At 69.3% G+C, this 22355-nt stretch carries 17 protein-coding genes; 14 read left to right on the top strand and 3 right to left on the bottom strand.

Annotation, left to right across the window (positions count from 1 at the left end; translation table 11 throughout):
- The first annotated feature begins 177 nt into the window (after positions 1 to 177).
- From KA419_05825 to nfi, 8 genes are all read left to right on the top strand, one after another.
- Positions 178 to 387 carry a molybdopterin-binding protein gene (locus KA419_05825; GenBank protein MBP7865450.1) on the top strand — a complete coding sequence of 70 codons (210 nt, stop codon included), beginning with the start codon at positions 178 to 180 and terminating at the stop codon, positions 385 to 387.
- Positions 388 to 531: 144 nt separating this feature from the next.
- Complete coding sequence (locus KA419_05820) at positions 532 to 1635, top strand: hypothetical protein (GenBank protein ID MBP7865449.1); 1104 nt, start codon at positions 532 to 534, stop codon at positions 1633 to 1635.
- 39 nt (positions 1636 to 1674) lie between these two features.
- Complete coding sequence (rlmB, locus tag KA419_05815) at positions 1675 to 2400, top strand: 23S rRNA (guanosine(2251)-2'-O)-methyltransferase RlmB (protein MBP7865448.1); 726 nt, start codon at positions 1675 to 1677, stop codon at positions 2398 to 2400.
- 50 nt (positions 2401 to 2450) lie between these two features.
- A complete protein-coding gene (locus tag KA419_05810) occupies positions 2451 to 3476 on the top strand; it encodes a methyltransferase domain-containing protein (protein MBP7865447.1) in 1026 nt (341 codons plus the stop codon).
- Positions 3473 to 4660 carry an HD domain-containing protein gene (locus KA419_05805; GenBank protein MBP7865446.1) on the top strand — a complete coding sequence of 396 codons (1188 nt, stop codon included), beginning with the start codon at positions 3473 to 3475 and terminating at the stop codon, positions 4658 to 4660. The genes KA419_05810 and KA419_05805 overlap by 4 nt, the downstream gene beginning before the upstream one ends.
- Positions 4657 to 5277: a hypothetical protein gene (locus KA419_05800; GenBank protein ID MBP7865445.1), complete on the top strand. Its 621-nt coding sequence runs from the start codon at positions 4657 to 4659 to the stop codon at positions 5275 to 5277. Before KA419_05805 ends, KA419_05800 begins: the two co-directional genes overlap by 4 nt.
- 471 nt (positions 5278 to 5748) lie before the next feature.
- The gene (locus KA419_05795; protein MBP7865444.1) at positions 5749 to 7110 is read left to right on the top strand and encodes a HEAT repeat domain-containing protein; all 1362 of its coding nucleotides are present in this window, start codon (positions 5749 to 5751) and stop codon (positions 7108 to 7110) included.
- Positions 7111 to 7135: 25 nt separating this feature from the next.
- Entirely contained in the window at positions 7136 to 7954 is an 819-nt protein-coding gene (nfi, locus tag KA419_05790) for a deoxyribonuclease V (protein MBP7865443.1), read from the top strand.
- A 99-nt stretch (positions 7955 to 8053) separates the two neighbouring features.
- Here the strand turns inward: nfi and KA419_05785 are convergent, their stop codons facing one another.
- The gene (locus KA419_05785; protein ID MBP7865442.1) at positions 8054 to 8629 is read right to left on the bottom strand and encodes an L-2-amino-thiazoline-4-carboxylic acid hydrolase; all 576 of its coding nucleotides are present in this window, start codon (positions 8627 to 8629) and stop codon (positions 8054 to 8056) included.
- A gap of 675 nt (positions 8630 to 9304) precedes the next feature.
- On the opposite strand from KA419_05785, the gene gatE reads away from it, so the two are divergent.
- The 5 genes from gatE (at position 9305) to KA419_05760 (ending at position 14678) form a co-directional block, all read left to right on the top strand.
- Positions 9305 to 11227, top strand: coding sequence for a Glu-tRNA(Gln) amidotransferase subunit GatE (gene gatE / locus KA419_05780; protein ID MBP7865441.1), 1923 nt, complete (start codon positions 9305 to 9307; stop codon positions 11225 to 11227).
- The gene (gene gatD, locus KA419_05775) at positions 11224 to 12606 is read left to right on the top strand and encodes a Glu-tRNA(Gln) amidotransferase subunit GatD (GenBank protein MBP7865440.1); all 1383 of its coding nucleotides are present in this window, start codon (positions 11224 to 11226) and stop codon (positions 12604 to 12606) included. Before gatE ends, gatD begins: the two co-directional genes overlap by 4 nt.
- Positions 12607 to 12945: 339 nt before the next feature.
- Positions 12946 to 13155: a DUF2191 domain-containing protein gene (locus KA419_05770; GenBank protein ID MBP7865439.1), complete on the top strand. Its 210-nt coding sequence runs from the start codon at positions 12946 to 12948 to the stop codon at positions 13153 to 13155.
- Complete coding sequence (locus tag KA419_05765) at positions 13139 to 13546, top strand: PIN domain-containing protein (GenBank protein ID MBP7865438.1); 408 nt, start codon at positions 13139 to 13141, stop codon at positions 13544 to 13546. Before KA419_05770 ends, KA419_05765 begins: the two co-directional genes overlap by 17 nt.
- A 121-nt stretch (positions 13547 to 13667) precedes the next feature.
- Positions 13668 to 14678: an endonuclease/exonuclease/phosphatase family protein gene (locus KA419_05760; protein ID MBP7865437.1), complete on the top strand. Its 1011-nt coding sequence runs from the start codon at positions 13668 to 13670 to the stop codon at positions 14676 to 14678.
- Between the two features lie 270 nt (positions 14679 to 14948).
- Here KA419_05760 and KA419_05755 read toward each other — a convergent pair whose 3' ends face one another.
- Both KA419_05755 and KA419_05750 read right to left on the bottom strand, forming a co-directional pair.
- Positions 14949 to 16310, bottom strand: coding sequence for an FAD-dependent oxidoreductase (locus tag KA419_05755; protein MBP7865436.1), 1362 nt, complete (start codon positions 16308 to 16310; stop codon positions 14949 to 14951).
- Positions 16307 to 18508, bottom strand: a complete 2202-nt coding sequence (locus KA419_05750; protein ID MBP7865435.1) for a hypothetical protein — start codon at positions 18506 to 18508, stop codon at positions 16307 to 16309. The genes KA419_05755 and KA419_05750 overlap by 4 nt, the downstream gene beginning before the upstream one ends.
- A gap of 237 nt (positions 18509 to 18745) precedes the next feature.
- On the opposite strand from KA419_05750, the gene KA419_05745 reads away from it, so the two are divergent.
- The gene (locus KA419_05745; GenBank protein MBP7865434.1) at positions 18746 to 22270 is read left to right on the top strand and encodes a M20/M25/M40 family metallo-hydrolase; all 3525 of its coding nucleotides are present in this window, start codon (positions 18746 to 18748) and stop codon (positions 22268 to 22270) included.
- The last annotated feature ends 85 nt before the right edge of the window (positions 22271 to 22355 follow it).

The raw sequence follows: 22355 nt of genomic DNA, 5'->3' as shown, positions 1-22355 counted from the left end.
TAGAGCCATCACCCGGAGGGTGATGGTACTTATTGCGACCGCATCAGTTCTTGATTTCTGATTCGCGTTCATTCGCGTGATTCGCGGGCAAAAAAGACTTTTTGCGGGCCCATCAAATTTTACGAATTTCGTTGTTATAATGGGAAACAGGAAACGCGGAACGAACAGGAGGCCGTCATGAAGATCAGCGCCCGCAACGTCCTGAGCGGCACCGTGGTCAAGGTCACCCACGGGGCGGTCAACACCGAGGTGGTCCTCGACATCGGGAACGGCGTGCACGTGGTGTCCATCATCTCCCGGGAGTCCGCCGAAAAACTGGGGCTGGCGGAGGGCACGAAGGCCTGGGCCGTCATCAAGGCCTCCAGCGTGATGCTGGCGACGGACTGACGAAGCGCCGGCGACCCCCGACCGGCGCCCGTGCCCGACCGTGCCCGCCGAAGCGGGCAACTGCGCCGGGCGACCGGAAAAATCGCTCCCCCCGGGGAGACCCCCTGGTGTACAATGCCCTTTACTTGTGCCGGGGGGATCGGGATGGACGGCTTGCCAGTCAGGGTTTCGGTGTTCGCCGCGTTCGGCGAGGCCTTCCGGTTCTCGCGGAAGCGGCTCTTTCGCCCCCTGAGCTTCCCCGGGTGGATCCGCCTGGCGTTCCTGGCGTTTTTGGGAAGCACACTGGAACTGGGCATCTTCACCTACAACAGCGCGATGCTGGACCTTCCCGGACGTCCGCCGGCCGAACGGCCGGACGCCGGGCCCTACCTCGCGTTCCTGTTCGGCCACCTCAGCCTGATCGCGATCGCCGTGGCCCTGATCGTCGCGGCCTTCGTGTTCCTCCGCATCGTGTGGGTCTTCGTGGCCTGCCGGGGCCGCTTCATGTACCTGGACGGCCTCTTCTTCCCCGACAAGCCCCTCGCCGCCGCCTGGGGCGAGAACGCCCGGCAGGGGAACTCCCTCTTCGGTTGGAAGCTCTTCACCGGAACCTTGGGCTTCTTGTTCTTCCTGGTGACCGCGGTCGCCTTCTTCCTGGTGCTTTTCGAGCGAACGCTGCTGCAGAAGCTCACCGGGCAGTCCACGACCCTCCTGCTGGGGCTGGCGGGGGTCGGACTGGTGGCCGGGTTCCTGTCCATCTACCTCGAGGATTTCGTGGTCCCCCTGATGTGGGCCCGTCGGGAGGGTGTTCTCCGGGCCTGGGCGGGGTTCTTCGGGCTGTTCGCCCGGCGCCCCATCGTTTTCCTGGTCTACGCGCCCCTCCGCCTCCTCTTCTCCGTAGCGACCTTTCTCCTCACGACCCTGGCCTTCTGCCTAACCTGCTGCCTGGCGGTCCTGCCGGTGGTGGGGGAGGCCGTGCTGCTGCCGCTGCACGTCATCGTGCGCGCCTGGCCCGTTTTCCTGCTTGCCGGGCTCGACCCCCGGCTGCGCGAGCGTCTTCTCCCGGTGTTATTACCCCCGGTTGCCGCCGCCCCGCCGGGACCCGCCGCGCCGGCCGGGCCTCCCCCGGCGCAGCCCGGGCCGCCGTCCCCCCTCACCCCCGAGGCGCGGGGGGACGAACCGACCGGCCCGGCGGTGGAAGAAGCCCCGGCCGGCCTTCCGGGGGGAGAAACCGCGACCGCGCCGCCGGACGTCCCGGACCGGCCCTGATCCCCGCGGGCGGTGCAACGCCCGGAAAGGAACACACCCATGCCCCTCATCTACGGCATCCATCCCGTGCGGGAAGCGCTCCGGTCGGGCACCGTCGAGCGCCTGGTCGTCCGGCAGGAGTCGGACAACCGACGCCTGGCCGAACTGGTGGGGCTGGCCCGCGCGGTGGGCGTCGACGTCCGGTTCGAGCGCCCGGAGCGCCTGGACGCCCTGTGCGAGGGGAAACCCCACCAGGGGGTGGCCGCCTTCGCCGCGCCCGCCCCGCTGGCCGACGCGGAGGACCTCCTGGACCGCGTCGGCGGCGACGCCCTCTTCCTGCTCCTGGACGGCATCGAGGACCCCCAGAACCTGGGGGCCATCCTCCGCAGTGCCGACGGGGCGGGGGCGAGCGGCGTGTTTGTGCCCAAGCGGCGGAGCGCCCCCCTCTCGGACGCCGCCTGGAAGGCGTCCGCCGGGGCCGCCCAGCACGTCCCCGTGGCCCGCGTCCCCAACCTGGTCCAGGTCATGGAACGCCTGAAGGAGCGAGGCGTCTGGGTGACGGGGACCGACGCGGAGGCCTCCCTCGCCTGGCACGAGGCGGATTTCACCGGCCCCACGGCCCTGGTGTTCGGGCGGGAAGGGGAGGGCCTCCACCGCCTCGTCCGGGAGAAGTGCGACTTTCTCGTGAAGCTGCCCATGCGGGGCTCCGTCTCCTCCCTCAACGTTTCCGTGAGCGCCGGGATCCTTCTCTACGAGGTCCTCCGCCAGCGCTCCCGCGGGCGCTGACCCCCCGCGCCCCCCAGCGGCCGTCACCCGACCCGAAAGGACAGATCGACATGACCCCCCCGAGCCCGACCGACCCGCTTCCCTTCGTTTACGAGACCGTGGCGGCGTTTCAAAAGTCCCGGGTCCTCCTCTCCGCCGTGTCCGCCGGCGTGTTCGAGGCCCTCGCCCCGGGCGCCCTGACCCTGGACGACCTCGCCGCCCGCACCGGCACCCACCCCCGGCCGCTCCGGATGGTCCTGGACGTTTTGGTTGGCCTCGGTTTCCTCGCGAAGACCGGCCCGGCCTATGCCAACACCGCCCTGGCGGACGCGTTCCTCGTCCCCGGCCGGCCGCGCTACCTCGGCGACATCTTTCGCCACCAGGACAGCCTCTGGAGTTCCTGGAGCACGCTGTCGACCGTCCTCCGGACGGGCGCCGCGGTCCCCCGGGCGGACATCCCCCGGCCGTTCCCGCCGGGGGAGCAGACCCGGCACTTCATCCAGGGCATGAAGAACCTCGCCGTCCTGCTGGCGCCGGCGCTCCTCTCGGCGTTCGACCTTTCCGGGCGGCGGCGCCTGCTGGACCTCGGCGGGGGTCCGGGCTGGCACAGCCTCGAGCTTTGCCGGAAACACCCGCAACTGGAGGCCGTGGTCTTCGATCATCCCGACGTGGCCGCCATCGGGCGGGAGAACGTCCGTGAAGCCGGCCTCGCGGGGCGGGTGCGCTACGTGGAGGGGGACTTCCTCGCCGACGACGTGGGGAGCGGCTTCGACTGCGCGCTGGTGGCCAACATCATCCACAGCTATTCGCAGGACGACAACCGGGCGATCCTCCGGAAGGCCGCCGGCGCGCTTGTCCCCGGGGGCCTGCTGGCCGTGGTGGACTTCTTCGTGGACGAGGGCCGGACCGGGCCCATGTTCAATCTCCTGTTCGCCGTCAACATGCTGGTGAACACCGAGGGGGGTGACACCTACCCCGCGTCGGACGTCAGGCGATGGCTGGTTGAGGCCGGCCTGGAAACGGTCGGGGACCCCTTCCCCCTCAACGACCGTTCCACCCTGCTCCTGGCCGGGAAACCGGCCCGGGAGGCGGAGTGAGCCCCGGGCTTCGGGAGATTTCCGAGACCCTCCGCGAAGACGGTTACGCCTTCCTGGTGGTGGGCGAGTCCGCCCGCCGGCTCTATTCGGGGGAACGGCCATCCACCCTCCAGGTGTGGACCAACGCCGACCTCCTCTACCTTGCCCGGCGCTTCGATGCCCGCCCCCTCGGCGGGACCGGCGAGGAGGCGGGGGCTTCCGTTCCCGCCTTGCCCCGGGTGGCGGAGGACGCCAGCGTGAGCCTGGACGCCGGGGGATGCCTCCTGAAAGTGGAGAGTGATCCCCTGCTCCCCGGAGTCCTGGGGAAGATCCCGCTGGCCCGCCTGAAGCCGGTTGCCGTCCGGCGACCCTTCACCGCCGACGCCCTCCTCTTCGACCCGGGCCGCTCCCGGTTCCTGGACCCGTCGGGCTGCCTGACGGACATCCGGGGCAAGCGCCTGCGGCTCCTCGCGCCCCCGGCCGCCAACCCGCTGCGGAACCTCCCCGCCCTCTTCCGGGCCGTCCGGATGGAAGTCGAGGAAGGCTTCACCCCCGACCCGGCGTTGCTCGAGGCCCTCCGGGGGATGGCGCTGCCGCTGGACCGGCCGGCGCTGCCGCACTACCGCCTGGGGCTGCTGGACGTGCTGACGGGCTCGAGCCCCCAGGCCGGCCTGGCGCGCCTGGACGACCTGGGCGTTCTGGGGCGGGTCATCCCCGAGATGGAGGACCTCAAGGGCTGCCCGCAGGACAAGGACTACCACCCCGAAGGCGACGTCTTCACCCACACCCTCGAGTGTTTCCGCCGCGTGCGGAAGGCCTCGCCGGCCCTCGGGCTCTCCCTGCTGCTCCACGACGTCGCCAAGCCGCTGACCCTGGCCATGAACAAGCGAAACCTTCACTTCCCCGGCCACTCCACCCGGGGTGCCGAGGTGGCCGGCCAGGTCCTCCGTCGGCTGGGCTTCGACCGGGCGCTCATCGAGGAGGTCAAATTCTGCATACGGAACCATCTGCTCCCGGTCGTTGTCTATAAACTGTCGGAGGAGGAGGTCGTCCGCCTCGTTCGTCACCCGGCGTTCCCAACCCTGCTTCGGCTCTACCGGGAGGACGTGCGGGGAAGCATGGGCGACCTGGCCTCGTACCGGGACCTGGTGCGGCGGATCGCACCGTACCGGCCCGTCACCCCGTCTACGGAGGAGGACGAATGAAGCTTCTCGCGCGTCTCTCGAGCCAGGTCTTCGGTTCCGGCGACCCCCGGTACGACCGCTGCTTCGGGCGGATCGAGCGCCGCTTCCTCCGGCAGGCGGGCAAGGCCTCCGACCCCGTCCGCCTGGCGTACTATCGCGGGATCGCCTTCGGGGTGCAGGAGATGAACCGCCTGCTCTTCCTCTTCGAAAGTTCCCCCTTCCGCTCGGGGCTCGCCGCGATCACGCCCGAGGCCGCCGCGGGCTTGGTGGAGTCCTGGGCCGCCCTGGCCCTGGCGGTGCTGTCCGCCGACGAGGGGCTCCCCCCGCCGCCCGCCGAGGCGCCGACCGAGATCCGGGCGTTCCTGGCGCGCTCCACGGGCCGGCCGCACGACGCCTTCGCCGCCAGGGTCGCGGACTGCTCGGCGCGCCTCGGCGACAAGGGGCTTTACGACGGCCTCCTGGCCGAGGTCTGCAAGGCTTCCGGCACGACGGCCGACCTGGAGATCGCCATCACCTTCGGCCTCCTCCTCAACCGCATGCTGGGCGAGGCCTCCGCCCGCTGCCACCGTCTCGTCCCGCCGAAGCTCAAGGCGTCCGCCAGGGCGAAGAGACACCAAGGGACCACGGAAGAAGCGTAGCGAACCCCGGGGGTCCCCCGCCTTTCCGCCCTGGCCGCCTTTCTTTGCGAGCTTGGCGCCTTGGCGAGAATCGATCCGGATCCGGATTTCGCAAAGGCGCAAAGCTCGCAAAGAAAAACCGATTACCTGGGATTCAGAAAAGGGGCAAGAAAGGTCGCCTTCACCGGAACGTCGTGCCGCCGGGAGAGATCTCCCGGAACTTCTCTCACCAAGGCACGGAGAAGAGTCATCTCCGATAAAGGTCAACAGACCCAACTCCCCCTCCTTTCTCCCGTCTCCCGCCTCCTGCCTCCTGAATTCTCCATTCGTGGTTCCTTTCCCAGGCTTTCAGCGGGAACTCGAAGACGCGATGCAACCGGGGCCCCCGAACCCGAATCATCTTTACCGGGGCTTCGGGTTTGGTGTAGACTTCCCTTGTCACTGCCCGCGCCCGCCCGACGCGCCGGAATCCCGTTCGAAGGAGAATTCGAGGTGAAACGAACCGCCGTTCTCGTGCTCATGGCCCTCGCCCTGTCCGCCCTGGTCGCCGCCCCGCCCCAGCAGGTCACGAAGACCCTGTCCGTCCAGGGGTTGATCTACGACCTCAAGCACCCGGACGCCGACCGCCGCGAGGAGTCCGCGAAGATCCTGGGGGACAAGGAGGTCCGCGCCGCGGTGCCCGCCCTGATCGAGGCCGCGGACGACCCCGAGGCGAAGGTCCGCGCCGCCGTTCTCTACGCCCTCGACCGGATCCGCGACATGCGGGCCCTGCCCGTGTTCATCAAGCTCACCGCCGACCGGGACGAGGGGATCCGCAAGACCGCCATCAACGCCATCGTGCGGCTCTACGTCCTGGACGAAGGTGGTTTCGTCGCCGGCTCCAAGAAGGTGCTCTCCTTCTTCAACCCCTTCGACAGCAATTACAACGACCTGATCGTCGAGCCGTACGTCCCCGTCAGTCCCGACGCCGTCCAGGCGCTGGCCGCCCGGCTGAGCGACCCCTCCAACGGGGTCCGCAAGGGGGCGGTGATGAGCCTGGGCATCCTCCGGGGCCGCGGGGCGCTGAGCGCCATGGCGGAAAAGCTCCCTGCCGAGCCCAAGAACGACATCCGGATCGAGTATTTTCGCTCCTTCTACAAGATCGGCGACCCCTCGGCCTGCGGGGCCCTGATCCCCTTCGTCAACGACCCCGAGAAGGACGTGCACGACGAGGCCATCCTGGTGGCCGGCCTGCTGCGCTGTCCCGAGGCGGTGGAACCGCTGATGGACATCTTCGAGTCCGGCATCAAGGAACGGGACAAGATCCTCAAGGTGGTCCCCGCCTCCCGGCCCGAGGACCTCCAGATCAAGTGCCTCCAGGCCCTGGCCCTGATCGGGGACCCGCGGGCGGAGAAGCTCTTCGTGGCCGCCCTGAACCACAAGATCACGGGGATGCAGATGGCGGGGGCCGAAGGGTTGGCCCGCATCGCCAACCCGGCGCACCGGGACACCCTGGAGGCCGCCCGGGAGCGCTCCGAGGAGCGCCGCAACCAGCTCTCCCTGGACTTCGCCCTCTACCGCGTCGGCCGCCCCGGCGCCCTGGAGGAGATGGTGAGCGAGTTGGGCAGCGTCCGCTACAGCGACCAGGTGTTCGACTACCTCGCCGGCTTCTCCCCGGAGGAATGTCCCCGGCTCTTCCCGCTGCTCCGGTCCAGCAAGGGGAAGGTGCGCGTGAAGCTGATCGACGCCCTGGGCCTCGCCGGCGGAAGGGACACCCTGGCCGAGCTGGAGTCCTACACCCACGATTCCAACACCGACGTGGCCAACGCCGCCATCAACGCCATCCGCCGCCTCCGCGCCAAGCTGGGCGAGTGACGACGTCGAAGCCGATCAACCACGGATGGACACGGATAGACACGGATGCTTCTCCGGATCTCCTCCGGGGCCGACTAACCCGGTGGACGATGCGATCCGCGTTCATCCGTGTTCATCCGTGGTGAACGAAGTCGGTTTCCCCCCCGTCCGCACTACGGCGGAGGCGGCGGCAGTTCAGCACCGACTGGCTTCGCAGGTCAGCCTGGAGCCGCTGAAAGGGCCCATCGACCGGGTCCTGGGCGCCGACGTTCACGTGGCGGGGGACACCGGCTACGCGGTCCTGGTGGTGGTGGACACCGCCACCCTCCGGCCGGTCGAGACCGTCGAGGCGGAGGCGCCGGTGGAATTCCCCTACGTCTCCGGGTTCCTCTCCTTCCGCGAGATCCCGCCGATCCTGGCCGCCTTCGCCAGGCTCTCCGCACGCCCGGACCTCGTCCTGTGCGACGGCCAGGGGATCGCCCACCCCCGCGGCCTGGGCCTCGCCTCCCACCTCGGGCTGGTCTTGGGGATTCCCACCATCGGCTGTGCCAAGAGCCGGCTGGTGGGAGCCCACGGCCCGCTGCCCTTCGCCCGGGGGAGCCGGGTGCCGCTGGTCTACGGGGGCCGGGAGGTGGGCCGCGTGGTCCGCACCCGCGACGGAGTCGCGCCGCTCTTCGTTTCCCCCGGCCACCGGGTGGATTTCGACGGGGCCGTGGAATGGACCCTGATTTGCTGCGGCCGCTTCCGTCTCCCCGAACCCACCCGCCTCGCCCACCAGGCCGCCCGCCGCCGCAGCCGCCAGGCGGGACACCCAAGCCTTGACCCGGGACCTCAAACCGGGCCACAGGACCCAACTCCAGGGTGACATCCCCCGCCGCCCTCCGGGTAATGGCTCAACCCAGGGCGATACAGACACTTTCCCTTTCGTTTTCCGGCCTTGGGCGAAACCATCGAAGATCAGGCATCAACCGCTCCCTGACGGTCGCGGCTCTGACGGGGTGAGCGTGTAGGTGTGGTTACAACAGTCGTCGCCGGCCATGAGGGTTTTGGTGCGGCGGAAGCTCAGGTCGGGGTTGAACCCGCGGCAGAAACCGTCGTCGAAGGCGCAGTAGAAAGCGAATCCGATGTCGGCGGCGTCCCGGCGGCGCATCTCGTCGGCGTAAAGGCACCGCGTGACGCGGATTCGCAGCTCCCCGGGTGACTTCGCTTCCACCTCCCAATCCAGGGTCCCGGAGGACGGTTTCCAGATCAGCTCCAGGATGGCGTCGAGGTCGCGCCGGGGGAGGTCGGCGGCCCGGAGGCGCTCCGCGGTGGAGCTTTCCACGTAGTCCCGGACCGACTCCAGCACGCCGGGGCCGTACTTCTTCACCAGTGCCTTGAACAGCCCGGCCCTATCGCGCATCTCGCGCTTGAGCATGGCCAGGATCTCCTCCTCGAGCCCCTTGCGTTCCCCGTCCGTTGCGGCGAGGCCGAACGGCGCCGCGCACAGGCCCGCACCGATCACCAGCGACCTCAGGCAGCATCGACGATCGATTTCCATTCCGGTTCTCCTTCTCCCGATTCGTGCACACCGGGATTCTACCGCAGGCGCCGCGCGAAATCGAGGGAGCGCTTTTTTCGGACGCAGATAAACCGGAAAAAGAACCACGAAATACACGGAATACACGAAAGGGAAAATAACCACGAACCACACGAACCACACGAACGAAGAATTCAGAAGAAAGAAGGCAGGAGGCAGGAGAAAGGAGAGGGCGTTCAGCCGGTTGATCGTAATCGGAGACGCCGCTTCTCCGTGCCCCTGTGCCTCTGTGAGAGAACGATTCCGGAAGCTCTCTTCCGGCAGCGCGACGACCGGGTGAAGGCGGGCTTTCGTACCCCCTGGCCACATCCCCGGTTATTCGGTTTTCTTGGCGAGCTTGGCGCCTTTGCGAGATCAAGATCCGGACAGGCTCTCGCCCCGGCGCCAAGCTCGCGAAGGAAGACCGCATGGGCCGCAAATCCCGCATCACCCGCGGATCACCCCTCCCGACTTCCGATGCTCCGTTTATTCGTTCCGTGCTTTGGTGAAAATAATCCCGGAAGGATCTCTCACGGATTGTCCGCAGGTCGCGCTCGGCGCTTGAATCGCCGCCGCATCCGCGCTATAGTGTCGGGTGCTTCGCAATTTTCGGAGAATCGCCGGCGCCGCCGGCCGTTCCCCACGAAAGGGGGCTTCGTGTTCGATTTCATCTTCAAGCCGTTCGCCGAGATGACCGGGAAGGACTACGAGACCGTCGGCTTCCGCTCGGGCCTCGAGATCCACCAGCAGCTCCTGACGCGGAAGAAGCTCTTCTGCCGCTGTCCCGCCGGGCGCTACTCCGACGACTACGACGCCGAGATCCTGCGCCACATGCGTCCCACCCTCTCGGAGCTGGGGGAGTACGACGGCACGGCCCTCATGGAATTCAAGACGAAAAAGGAGATCATCTACCAGATCAAGCGGGAGACGGTCTGCACCTACGAGATGGACGACACCCCGCCCTTCGAGCTGAACGAGGAGGCGCTGGACATCGCCCTGGAGATCGGCCTCCTCTACCGCTGCTCCATGGTGGACGAGATCCACATCGCCCGCAAGCAGTACCTGGACGGCAGCATTCCCACGGGCTTCCAGCGCACCACCATCGTGGGCGTCAACGGGAGCGTCCCCTACAAGGACCGCACCATCCCCATCATCCAGCTCGGGCTGGAGGAGGACGCCTGCCGGGAGGTGAGCGACGTGGGCCACCGCCGGGTCTACCTCACCGACCGCCTCGGCATGCCCCTCATCGAGACGGTGACGGCGCCCGCCATGCGGACCCCCTTCGAGGTGGCCGAGGTGGGCGAGATCCTGCGCCGCACGGTGCGCACCACCGGGAAGGTCCGCACCGGCATCGGCGCCGCCCGCCAGGACGTGAACGTCAGCGTCACCGGCGGCACCCGCATCGAGATCAAGGGGGTCCCGCGAATCCCCAACATCCCGCTCCTCACCTACAACGAGGCCATGCGGCAGTGGAACCTGTTGCGGCTGCGCGAGGAGCTGCACCGGCGCGGCATCACCGCCGAGGCCTTCGCCTCCCGGGTGGAGGACGTGACCCGCCTGCTGCGAAAGACCCGCTACGAGCCCATTCGGCGGGCCGTGGGCGAGGGGAAGACGGTCCAGTGCGTGACGCTCTTCGGTTTCAAGGGCCTGCTGCGCTGGCAGACCCAGACGGACACCTTCTTCTCCCGCGAGATCATGGACCGGGTGCGGGTCGTGGCCTGCCTGACCACGCTGCCCAACATCGTCCACTCCGACAGTGCCAGCGAGACCCTCTCCACCGCCGAGTGGCAGGCGGTCAAGAAGGCCGGCGGCAGCGGCGACGACGACACCGTGGTGCTGGTCTGGGGCGACGCCGCCGACGCCGCCACCGGCGCCTCGGAGATCGTGATCCGGGCGCGGGAGGCCACCGTCGGCATCCCCTCGGAGACGCGCCAGGCCCTCCGGGACGGCACCAACGGCTTCGAGCGGATCCTCCCCGGCCCCGACCGCATGTACCCCGACACCGACCTGCCCCCCAAGAAGATCAGCGCCGAGCGGCTCGACCGCATCCGGGCCGGCCTGCCCGACTACGTCTGGGACCGGGAGAGCTGGTACCGGCAGCTCGGCATCCCGGCGGACACGGTTCGGCCGCTGGCCATCTCCCCCCTGCACCGGGTCTTCGCGTCCGCGGTCAGGGAACTCGGCCTCGCCCCGGGCTTCGCCGCCGTCGCGCTGGTGCAGTTCCCCAAGCGCCTGGCCCGGAAGGGGCTCGACAAGGCCGCCCTCACCGCCGACGTGTACCGGAAAGTTTTTGAGTTGCTCCGGGACGGGAAGACCGTCCGGGAAGGGGTCCTGCTCCTCCTGGAGCGGGCCGCCCGCGGGGAGCCCTGGGAGGACGGCCACCCCGCCGCCCCCCCGCCGGACGAGATCGACGGCCTCGTCCGCCGGCAGATCGCCCTGCTGCCCCCCATGCCGGGGGCGGACGCCGAGAAGCGCTTCCGCGCCGCCATGCGGCCCGTGATGGGCCACCTGCGCGGCCGGCTCGACGGGTCCGCCGTGGCCGGGCGCGTCCGGGAAATCCTGCAGGAGGTGAAGGCATGATGTCCGAATACAAGGGATACCGCGGGCGCGCGCTGGAGGTCCTCAAGCACTTCTCCGCCCCGGTCTGGAGCGACGTGGAGATCGCCACCGCCAAGGGGACCTTCACCGGCATCATCCTGCCCCGGTCCGAGACCGCCGACCCCCTGCACGTGGTCATCAAGCTCCGCACGGGGTACAACATCGGGATCGCCGTGGACAACATCACCACCGTCACCGTGGGCGGCCGGAAGGAGGCCCACTACAAGATCCCGGAGAAGGAGTTCCCCTTCGACCCCAAGAAGCCCCGGGTCAAGCTCCTGGGCACCGGCGGGACCATCGCCAGCCGCCTGGACTACCGCACGGGCGCCGTCATCCCCGCCTTCTCGCCGGGCGAACTGTACGGGTCCGTCCCGGAACTGGCGGACATCTGCAACCTGGAGACCGAGAAGCTCTACGGCGTCTTCTCGGAGAACATGGGCCCCGAGCAGTGGATCGGCACGGCGGAGGCCATCGGCCGGGAGATCCGCAAGGGCGTCCAGGGCGTGGTCATCGGCCACGGCACCGACACCATGCACCACACGGCCGCCATCCTGTCCTTCATGGTGCAGAACTCGCCGGTCCCCATCGTCATGGTGGGCTCCCAGCGCTCCAGCGACCGTCCCTCCTCCGACGCGGCCCTCAACCTCATGCACAGCGTCAAGGCCGCCGCCGAGGGTGACATCGCCGAGGTGATGGTCTGCATGTTCGGCCCCACCTCCGACACCTACGGGCTGCTGCACCGCGGCACCCGGGTGCGCAAGATGCACTCCAGCTACCGCTCCACCTTCCGGACCATCGGCGACATCCCGCTGGCCATGGTGAGCCGCGAGACGATCACCCCGCTGCGCACCGACTACAAGCGCCGCCGGCAGGACAAGGACGTGACCGTCAACACCGCCTTCGACGACCGGGTGAGCATCGTTTACTACTACCCCAACATGAAGGCGGACATCATCGACTCCCTGGTGGACAACGGCTACCGCGGCATCGTCTTCGCCGGGACCGGCCTGGGCCACGTGAACAAGCCCCTCTACCCGGCCCTCAAGCGGGCCCAGGACAAGGGGATCGCGGTTTACATGACCGTTCAGACCCTCTGGGGCTACGTGCAGATGTACGTCTACGACACCGGGCGGGACATGATGGAGCTGGGCGTGGTGCCCATGGCCAACATGCTCCCCGAGGTGGCGTACGTCAAGCTCGGTTGGGCGCTGGGGCAATCCGCTGACCTGGACGAGGTCAAGCGCATCATGTTCGAGCCCGTGAACGGCGAGATCACCGAGCGCGAGCCCAGCAACGGCTACCTCATCTTCCAGGGCGGCATCCCCGAGGTGGAGGAGTTCATTTCCCGTTATCGGAAATAAGCCACACTCATCGGTATCGGTATCGGAATCGCAGTCGTCATCGAAAAGGCTGTAGTCTCAGAAGAAGACAGAAGCCGTAACGGGAATCCATCGGTATCGGTATCGATTTCGCAATCGCAATCGATACACCCCCTCGCCACAAACAAGAAGAGTGTCCCCTTTGCCGTGAAGGCCGCCGGAGTGCCGCTGTCCACGCACCGCGCAGCCCGGCGGTGCGATGCGGCCCGTCGGGGGAGGAACGACCGGCAGGCCCCGGACGATGGCGCTCTGAAAATCCGTGCTTGAAAATCTCATATCAATCATGCTAGTATCCATGCAGAATATTCATGGAGAAAATTCATGTCAAGAGCGACCATTACCTTGCCCGGCGACCTTTTAACGGAGTTGATGGAGGTCACGAACGCCCGCAGCAAGACCGAGGCAGTCATCCTGGCCATCAAGGAGGAGATCCGGCAGAAGAAACTCGAGCGGATCCTGGAAATGGCCGGAAAAATGGAATTCGTCGTCACCGCGGACGAATTGAGGCACGGCGATGCACGGCTCGGGTAAGGTGCTGGTCGATACCTCCGTCTGGATCGACTTCTTTCGCAGGACTGAACCCGGCTTTTCAGTGGTGCAACGATTGCTGGCCGAGGACCGGGTCTGCTCCGCCGGGATCGTCGTGGCCGAAATGATGCAGGGGGCCAAGTCCGAAAAAGAGTTGTCCGTGTTGCGGGACTTCGTTCACGTCTTCGAATTTCTTCATGAATCCCCCGCTACCTGGCTGGCGGCAGGGGAGTTGTCATTTCGCATGAGGCGAAAAGGGAAAACCATCGGATTGGCAGATTGCCATATCGCCATGATCGCCAAGGAAAATGACGTGGAAATCCTGAGCCTGGACAGCCATTTCGTCACCCTGGAAGAAGAGGCGGGTTTACGCCTGTTTAAAATGATGGAATGAAAGAGGTTATCTAGATCCCGAGACGCCCGGGAGGCGCACCCTCTCCCGTGGAGTGCGGCGCGGAGGCTCCCGGAGCGCCGCTATCAGCGCGCCGCGCAGCCCGGCGGAGCGGCGCGACCCGATGGCTAAGACGGATGGGCCGATGGTGAACAAGACCATGGCGCTGGACGAGCACCCCAAGACCGGGTGGTTCCGGTTTCGCCCCTGGCGCTTCCTGACCCCCGTGGGTGTCCTGTTCTGCACCGCCACTCTGCTGGGCTTCCCGGGCGCGTGGGCCTGGTACCTCGACCTCTTCGCCCACTTCCGGGTGCAGTACTTCGTCGGCCTGTCCCTCCTGGCGATCCCGTTCTACCTGACGCGGCGGTTCCGGACCGCCCTGGTTTTCACGGCCTTTGCCCTGGCCAACCTGGCCGTGATCATCCCGCTCTACGTGGGCCCGGAAACGGCGCCCCCCGGCAGGGGACGCGCACTGCGGGTGATGCTGGTCAACGTGAACACCCGGGCGGGGGACCCCGCCCGCGTTGCCACGGTGATCCGCCGGTACAGCCCGGACGTTTTGGTGCTGGAGGAGATCGACGCCGCCTGGCTGGAGCGGCTGCGCCCCGTCCTGGCAGGCTTCCGGGCCTCCCTCGCCGAGCCTCGGGACGACAACTTCGGGATCGGCGTCTTCAGCCGGCTCCCCTTTCGCCGGGCCGAGGTCGTCGGGATCGGGGTAGCCGGTGTCCCCTCCATCGTGGCCGAGCTGGACATCGCCCCCGCCCGGCTCGCCGTCATCGCCACCCACCCGCTCCCGCCCGCGGGACGGCTATACGCCCGCTGGCGGGACGAGCATCTGGAGCGCCTGGCCGAACGGGCCCGCCGGACTCCGGGGCCGCTGGTCGTCCTGGGGGACCTCAACGCCACGCCCTGGAGCCACGCCTTCCGGTCGCTTCTGGCCCGGTCGGGCCTGAAGGACAGTTCCCGGGGGTTCGGCGTCCAGCCCACCTGGCCGAGCGGGAACCTCTTCCTCCGCATCCCCCTCGACCACTGCCTCCACTCCCCGGACGTCCGGGTCCGGGACCGCGTCGTCGGACCGTACACCGGTTCCGACCACTACCCCCTCGTCGTCGATCTCGAGCTTCCCTCGGATTGAAGGGGTGGGCGCCCGGAAGGGTGTTCCGGGTTGATCATGGATAATGAAGGATTTATCGCGGGGCCGGCGGAAAAAACGTGCCGGTCTTTCATGAAAAGTGGTCTCTTTAAGGTGGGAATCGCTAAATGGGTGGGTGTCTCAAATGGCGTTTAATGTAGAGAATCTAGTTGTGACATGAAAGACCGGCAACATAGGTATGATGCCATATCCGGGAAAAGTTCTCAAGTTTTTTTTCGGAACCTGAAAAAACCGGGGCGGGGGGCGGCGGGCTCACCCCCCGGCGGTCTTCAGGAAGAGCCGGGCGAGCTGCTGCAGGGGGTGGCGGACGGTGCCCAGCGGCGGGGTGTAGGGAAATTCCATCCCGAGGATCTCTCGTGCGGTGGCTTCCTGCGCGATCAGGGGCACGGCCGGCTGCACCAGCGCGGCGGTCCCCGCGGGGCCGGCGGCGTGGGCGCCCAGCAGGGTGCCGCGGGCGGTGTCGAACACGCCGACCACCGCGGCGGCTCCCGCCCGGTCCCGGAAGTAGGGGGGGGCCAGCGGCGCCCGGATGGAGACGGTTTCGGCCCGGAGGCCGCACCCGCGGGCGGACGCCCCGGTGACGCCCGCCGCTGCCAGCTCCAGCCCCGACAGGCGGAGGCACCAGGCGTCGGCCCATTGCCCACCGCGGCTGTCGTAGCCCGCGGCGTTGTCGCCGGCGACCCCGCCGGTGAGGGCGGCGCGCACGGCGGTGTTGGCCGGGGCCGGCGCGCCCGAAGGCCGGGAGGGGGCTGCGGCGAAGTCCCCGGCGGCATAGATGCCCGCGACGGACGTCTCCATGCGCGCATCGACGACGACGGCGCCGGAAGGATGGAACCGCAGGGGAAGGTCGGCGAGGAAAGCGGTTTCGGGCCGGACACCGCAGGCACAGAACACGAAGTCCGCTGAAATTCGTTCCCCGGTCCCCAGCCGGCAGTGGAATGCCCCCCCCGAGTGCCCGAGCTCGCGGACCACCGACCCCGGGGCCGGGCGGACCCCCCGCTGCGCCAGGACGGACGATGCCCGGAGGGCCAGTTCCGGCTCCCAGGCGGGGAGCAGGGACGCTTCCCGCTCCACCAGGGTGACCTCGAGACCCCGGCGGGCGAACACGTCCGCCATCTCGATCCCCAGGGTGCCCCCGCCCAGGACCAGGACCGAGCGGGGGCGGCGCTCCGACAGGAAGACGAGCAGGGGGGCCGCGTCGGACAGGGTGCGGAGGGTGAAGACCCCGTCGGGGCCGGCCGCGGCGGCTTCCGGGGGAACGGCAGCCCGGGCCCCCGCGGCGAGGACAAGGCGGTCGTAGGGGACGTCGGATTCCCCGCCTCCCTCGAGGGCGCAGCGCACGACCCGGCGCCCCGGGTGCACGGACGTCACCCGGTGGCCCGTCCGCACGCGGACCCGGTAGTGTCGCTCCAGGTCCTCGGGCCGGTGGAGGACCAGGTCCCCGGGGGAAGCCACCTCGCCGGTGAAGAGGAAAGGGAGCCCGCAGACGCCCGTCCCGGCGTGGGGGGAGGCCTCCAGGACCGTGACGGGTACGGTGGAGTTCCGCCGCCGTGCCTGGACGGCCGCCGCCAGGCCGGACGCCTGGCCCCCGATGACGACGATCCCTGCGCTCACTGCAAGGGTTCCCTGCAGGCCGGGTCCTTGCACACCACCAGGTCGTTGTTGATGAAGTAGCGCTTCCCGGCGTTGTCTTCCGTTCCCACCGCGGCGCAGGTGAAGAGCTTCCCGTCCGTGCTCAGGGAGAACTGGAACCCGTCGATCACCGGTTCCTCGCTCTTGAAGCGTGAATCCAGGAAGCCCTGCCCGGCCAGGTCGGCGAAACTCCCGTACTGCCCTTCGTTCGACAGCTTGGAACTGTAGGCGACCTGGGCGGAGGCAATGTTGCGCAGCATGGCGGCGGTCGAGGCCTCCGAGACCCGTCGCGGCGGGCGGTCCCCCATCGTCGGCAGCAGATAGGCGGCCACGCTCCCCGCCATCAGGAAGAAGGCCGGGTTGACCCCTTTCGTCAGGACGTCCAGCTGCAGGCCGTTGTCCTTGCGAACGGCCTGGTAGGTGACGAGGGCGTCCTCCCCGATGAAACTGTCCAGGATGCCGCCGGCCTGCCGCTTGACCGCCTCGGGGAGGCCCTTGAGCAGGTCGCCGAGGTGCATCTCCAGGCTGATCAGGGACCCTTCAGCGGGGTGCGGGGCCCAGCGCGCAACCGTGGCGCGGCACGCGCCCTCCACGCGGGCGACGGAGTTGCCGCCCACCAGGTACTTCCCCGACAGGCCGATGGCCCACGGGTGCTGGGGGTCGTCGGAGACGTAGAGGACGCCGGCGACGGCGGGCTGCTCCCTCAGGCGCCCGGCGGCGGCGACCGCCGACAGGACCTGCCGTGCCCGGGCGGGGTCCTTGACCTCCGCCACGCCCACCACGTCGGGCCGGGCGCCGCGCGTCCCGAGCGCGAACAGGTCGGGGCCGAGGTACACCGCCACCGACAGGGCGCAGTTCCGGGTCAGTTCCTCGAGGTCCGCCATCCGGATCCCGTAGACCTCCTCGAGCAGGTGGGTGTTCTGTTCCACTTCACTCCCCTCCCCCACGCTCTCGGCGATGAAGCGGTAGAAACCGACGGGGTTAGCCAGGCTCAGGGAGAAGGCCGCGAAGGGCTTTTCGAGCCGGGAGAGCATCTCGGTGCAGCTGCCCCCGGGCTTGAGGAACTCCAGCAGCCCCGACCCCGGCTCCAGGGACAGGTAGAGGGTCCCCGCCTCGTCGCCGGAGGCGGCGGCCATGGAACGGAACGAGTCCCACAGGGGGTTGGGCTTGCCCCCGGTGGCGGCGCGGACGACGGCTTTGAGGTTGACGAAGACACTGGACATCCCCGTCGTGGTGCACCGGGCCGTGACCTGCTTAAACTCCGGGTCCGCCAGCAGGGAGTCCGCCGGCGCGAGCCGCAGGACTTCCCGGAGGCGGTCGGGGGGCTTGACGCCGGGGCGGTCGGTGATCAGGAAAAACGCCCGGGAATCCTTGAAGGCGAGGTGGAAGGGGCCCGTGGTCGCGGTCCCGAAACCGTAGCGGGCCCGGTAGACCACGGGGTCGCCCTCGCTGTCCTTTTCGAGGGAGAGGCCCCCCGAGGTGAGGATCTTGCGGATGCTCTCGAGCGCCCGCCCCTCGCTGACGACCCCGACGCTGGCAAGGAACTCGTAGCGCTGGTCGGGGCCCGGGACGGAGAGCATGCCGGCACAGATGGGGGCCGAAGGGTCGAACCCGCCGTCCTCCCAGCCCGAGGGCGTGGTGACGTCGAAGCCGATGGCCTGCTTGCTCTGCAGGGCGACCATGTCCATGGCCCGCTTGAAGTCGGGGCTCTTCGCCGCCGCATTGCCGTAAACCTCGAGCAGGGCCGAGGGGTCGTCGATGGAGAGGAAGCCGGGCGAGTCCTTCGGGATGTGGCGGGCGGCGGTCTCGAAGGGTCTCCCGCCTCCTCCCCCAGTTTTCCTCCACAGGAAGTACCCGCCCAGGATGATCCCGGCGAGGGCGACCAAGCCCACGAGCAACCAAACCACCTTTTTCGTTCCCGCGCCGGTTCCTTCCGGCGGCGGGGGAGGCATCGGCGCTGGGGCGCCGAACCCGCCCGGGACGGCGCCCGGCTCAACGGTCGCCGGAAGAGGGCCCGGCGGGAGCGTGGCGAAGGATGAGCTTTCCGGGAGGTTCACCGGCGGGGGGACGGCCGTAGCGGCGTCCGGGGAGCCGGCGTCCGGCGGTTCGGTCACAGGGGCCGGCTGTTCGGCCCGCGGTTCGCCGGAAGGGTCCGTGCGTCCGTCTTGATCGTGTTCCATGGGAGCCTCCTTACCCGGTCGGGTGCAGGCATTCTAGCCGAGGCGGGCACCGGTTTCAAAGGAAAAGGGAACACCCCGCCCCGCCCGCCCCGCTCTCCCCATTTCCCCGTTGCGGGGCGGGCCCGGGTTGTGGTCAAATCCCGCTGGCCTCGCAAAGAGGGCGATGGCCCTTTTTGCGACCGCATCAATTCTCCCTTGGCCGCCACGGCCGCCAACCCGGAGAGCGAGGAGCCCGAGATGAGACCCAGACCCCCCTTGTCGAGACCTGCCGGTTCGCGGGCGATTTCAACCGCCCTGTTCCTTTCCGGGGCCTTCCTGGCCGCGCTCGCGGCCGCCCCGCCGGCTCCGGCCGGCCGGGCGCGCGTCCACCACGACCTGGACGTCCGGATCGACCCGGCCCGGAGGCATCTCGAGGTCCGGGACCGGATCACCTTCCCGGCCTCCGCGGCGGGCCGCCCGGTGGCCTTCCTGCTTCACGAGGGGCTGGACGTCTCCTGCGAGACGGCGGGCGCCCGCCTGCGACGGGAGGAACGCTCCCCCCGGCCCGGCGATTTCTCCCTCGTCGATGCCCCTCGGGCGGGGAAGCCCCCCCGGCGCCCGGGACCGTCCGCCGCGTCGATGCCGGACGCCGTGCCCGCCTCCCTCTTCGTCCTGGACCTTCCCGCCGGGCGCAGCGGGGGAAGCGTGGTCACCCTCCGCTACGCCGGGCCCCTGCAGCACCCGGTGACGCCGAGCGGCCCGGAGTATGCCCGGGGGTTCTCCGAGACCCCGGGGACCGTCGATCCCCGGGGGGTTTACCTCTGCGGGCGCTCCCTGTGGGTGCCCTGGTTCGGCGACGGCCTGGTCGCCTTCGACCTGGCGGTCACCCTCCCCGGGAACTGGGACGCCGTCTCCCAGGGGGAGCGGACGGCCCACGAGACCGTCGACGGCCTCCGCCGGACCGCCTGGCGCTGCGCCGACCCCGCCGAGGAGATCTACCTCGTGGCGGGCCCCTTCACCGAGTACGCCGCGACCGGGAACGGGCTGGCCGTCCAGGCCTTCCTCCGGACGCCGGACGGCGCCCTCGCCCGGCGCTACCTCGACGCCACCGTCCGTTACGCCGCCCTGTACCGCTCCCTGATCGGGCCCTTCCCCTACCGCAAGTTCGCGCTGGTGGAGAACTACTGGGAAACGGGCTACGGCATGCCCTCCTTCACCCTGCTGGGGGAGAAGGTCATCCGTCTCCCCTTCATCCTCCACTCCTCCTACCCCCACGAACTGCTCCACAACTACTGGGGGAACGGCGTCTTCGTGGACATGGCGGGCGGAAACTGGTGCGAGGGTCTCACCACCTACCTGGCGGACCACCTCATCGCCCAGCAGAAGGGCCAGGACACCGACTACCGCCGCACCGCCCTCCAGAAGTACGCCGACTACGTCAAGCCCGCGGACGACGCCCCCCTGGACCGCTTCCGCGAGCGTCGGGATGCCGTGACCGAGGCCCTGGGTTACGGCAAATCCATGATGGTCTTCCACATGCTTCGAACGACCCTGGGGGACGAGACCTTCCGGAAGGCCCTGGGCGCCTTCTACGCGTCGAACCGGTTCCGGCGCGCGTCGTGGGACGACCTCCGGGCTTCCTTCGCCGCCGTCTCCGGGCAGGACCTGCGGGCCTTCTTCCGCCAGTGGATCGACCGGTCCGGCGCCCCGGACCTTCGCCTGTCGGGCGTTTCCACCCGTTCTGCCGGCCGCGGTTTCACCGTGAGCTTCCGCCTGGCCCAGGTCCAGGCGGGGTCGCCCTACCGCCTGGACGTCCCGGTGGCCGTGACCCTCGAGGGGAAGCGCGACGCCGTCGTCCGGCGCGTGACGCTGGACGGACCGGTGCGGGAGTTCACCCTCACCGTTCCCGGCAGGCCCCTCCGGATCGACGTGGACCCCGCCTTCGACCTCTTCCGCCGCCTGGATCCCCGGGAGACCCCCCCCTCCCTGTCCCGCGTCCTGGGGGCCGCGAAAGTCTGGTTGGCCCTGCCGGCGGACGCGGACACGGGGATGCTGCGGGCGTGGCGGGACCTCGCCGAGGGGTGGGCGAAGGATTCCGGGGGAAAGGCCGCGGTCTGCCTGGACAACGAATTGTCCGAGCTGCCGGCCGACGCCGCGGTCTGGGCGCTCGGCTGGGAAAACCGCCTCGTCCCGAGGCTCGCGGCCCTGGCGGAACCGTACGGCGCGCAGCTCACCCCCCGCGTGGCGACGCTGGAGGGGCGTGAGATCCCCCGGGCCGGGCGCTGCGTGGTGGCGGCGCTTCCCCACCCCGCGTCCCCCTCCCTGGCCGTGGGGTGGCTGGCGGCGGACTCCCCCAACGTGGTGGCGGGGCTGGGCCGGAAGGTCCCCCATTACGGAAAGTACGGCTGGCTGGTCTTCGAGGGGAGTGAACCCGTCAACGTGGGGAAAGGCGTCTGGCCCGCGATGCGTTCGCCCCTGACGGCGGCCTTCGACCCGTCCGTCCCCGCGGCCGCCTTCCCCCCGATGGGGAAGCTGCCCGTCGGCCGGGCCCTGGCCGAACTGCCTTCCCCCTACACCGCAGCGGCCCTGAAGCGTCACGTCGAAGCCCTCACCGACCCCGCCCTCGAGGGCCGGGCTTTCGGGTCCCCGGGGCTGGACGCCGCGGCCGACCACGTCGCCCTGGCCTTCCAGGCGGCAGGGCTCCAGCCGGCGGGGGACGCGGCGTACTTCCAGCGCTTCGAGGCGCCCTGCCGGGACGGCGAAACCGCGAAGCCGGTGAAGAACGTCCTCGGCCTGCTGCCGGGGAAGGACCCCGCCCTCGCGGGATCGCCGGTCCTGGTCTGCGCCCACTACGACCACCTCGGCCGGGGGTACCCCCTCGCCCACCCCGGCAACGCCGGGAAAGTCCACCCCGGGGCCGACGACAACGCCTCGGGCGTGGCGGTGCTCCTGGAACTGGCCCGGGTGATGGCGGGGGGGGAGCGCCCCGACCGGCCCGTTCTCTTCGTCGCCTTCACCGGGGAGGAGTGCGGCATGGTGGGGTCCCGGCACCTCATCGCGGCCGGAAAACCCTTCGCGGTCGATAAGCTGTTCGCGGTTCTGAACCTGGACACCGTGGGCCGGCTCGGGGCGGGCAAGCTCCTGGCCCTGGGCGCCGCGACGGCGCGGGAGTGGCCCTTCATCCTCATGGGGGCCGGTTACGTGACGGGACTCCAGCACGACCTGGTCAACGAGGCCCTGGACTCCAGCGACCAGGCGATGTTCGCCGCCAGGGGCGTCCCGGCGCTGCACCTGTTCACCCCCCCTCACCCCGATTACCACACCCCCGCCGACACCCCCGACAAGGTGGACTTCGCGGGCCTCGCGAAGATCGCCGAGTACGCCTCGGAGATCGTCGGTTACCTGGCCGGCCGCAAGGAGGCGCTGGCGGTGCCGCAAACGGCCTCCGCCGACCCGGACGCCCCCCGGGGCGCCGAAGCCGGTCAAGGCGCGGCGACCGGGGGCCCTCCCGCCGGGTCGCGCCGCGTCGGGATCGGGATCGTGCCCGACTTCACCTTCCAGGGCGCCGGCGTGCGCGTCGGGGTCGTGACGGAGGGCGGCCCCGCGGCCCTGGCCGGCTTCCGGGCGGGCGACGTGATCGTGGCGGTGGGCGCCCGGAGCGTCGCGGGGCTCAAGGAGTACACCGAGGTCCTGAAGACGCTGACGGCCGGGCAGGGGACCGACGTCACGGTGGACCGCGAGGGGCGGCCGGTGAAGCTGCACGTGGTGCCGAAACCGAGGTGATTCCCCTTCGGTGTCGTCGGCGGCGGACGAAAATTTTCTCTTTACAACGCCGCGCATCTGTGCTAAAAAGCGCGTTTGCATTTTG

Source organism: Acidobacteriota bacterium (genome assembly GCA_018001935.1).
Classification (GTDB): Bacteria; Acidobacteriota; JAAYUB01; order JAAYUB01; family JAAYUB01; genus JAGNHB01.
This window is presented reverse-complemented; position numbering and strand designations above follow the sequence as displayed.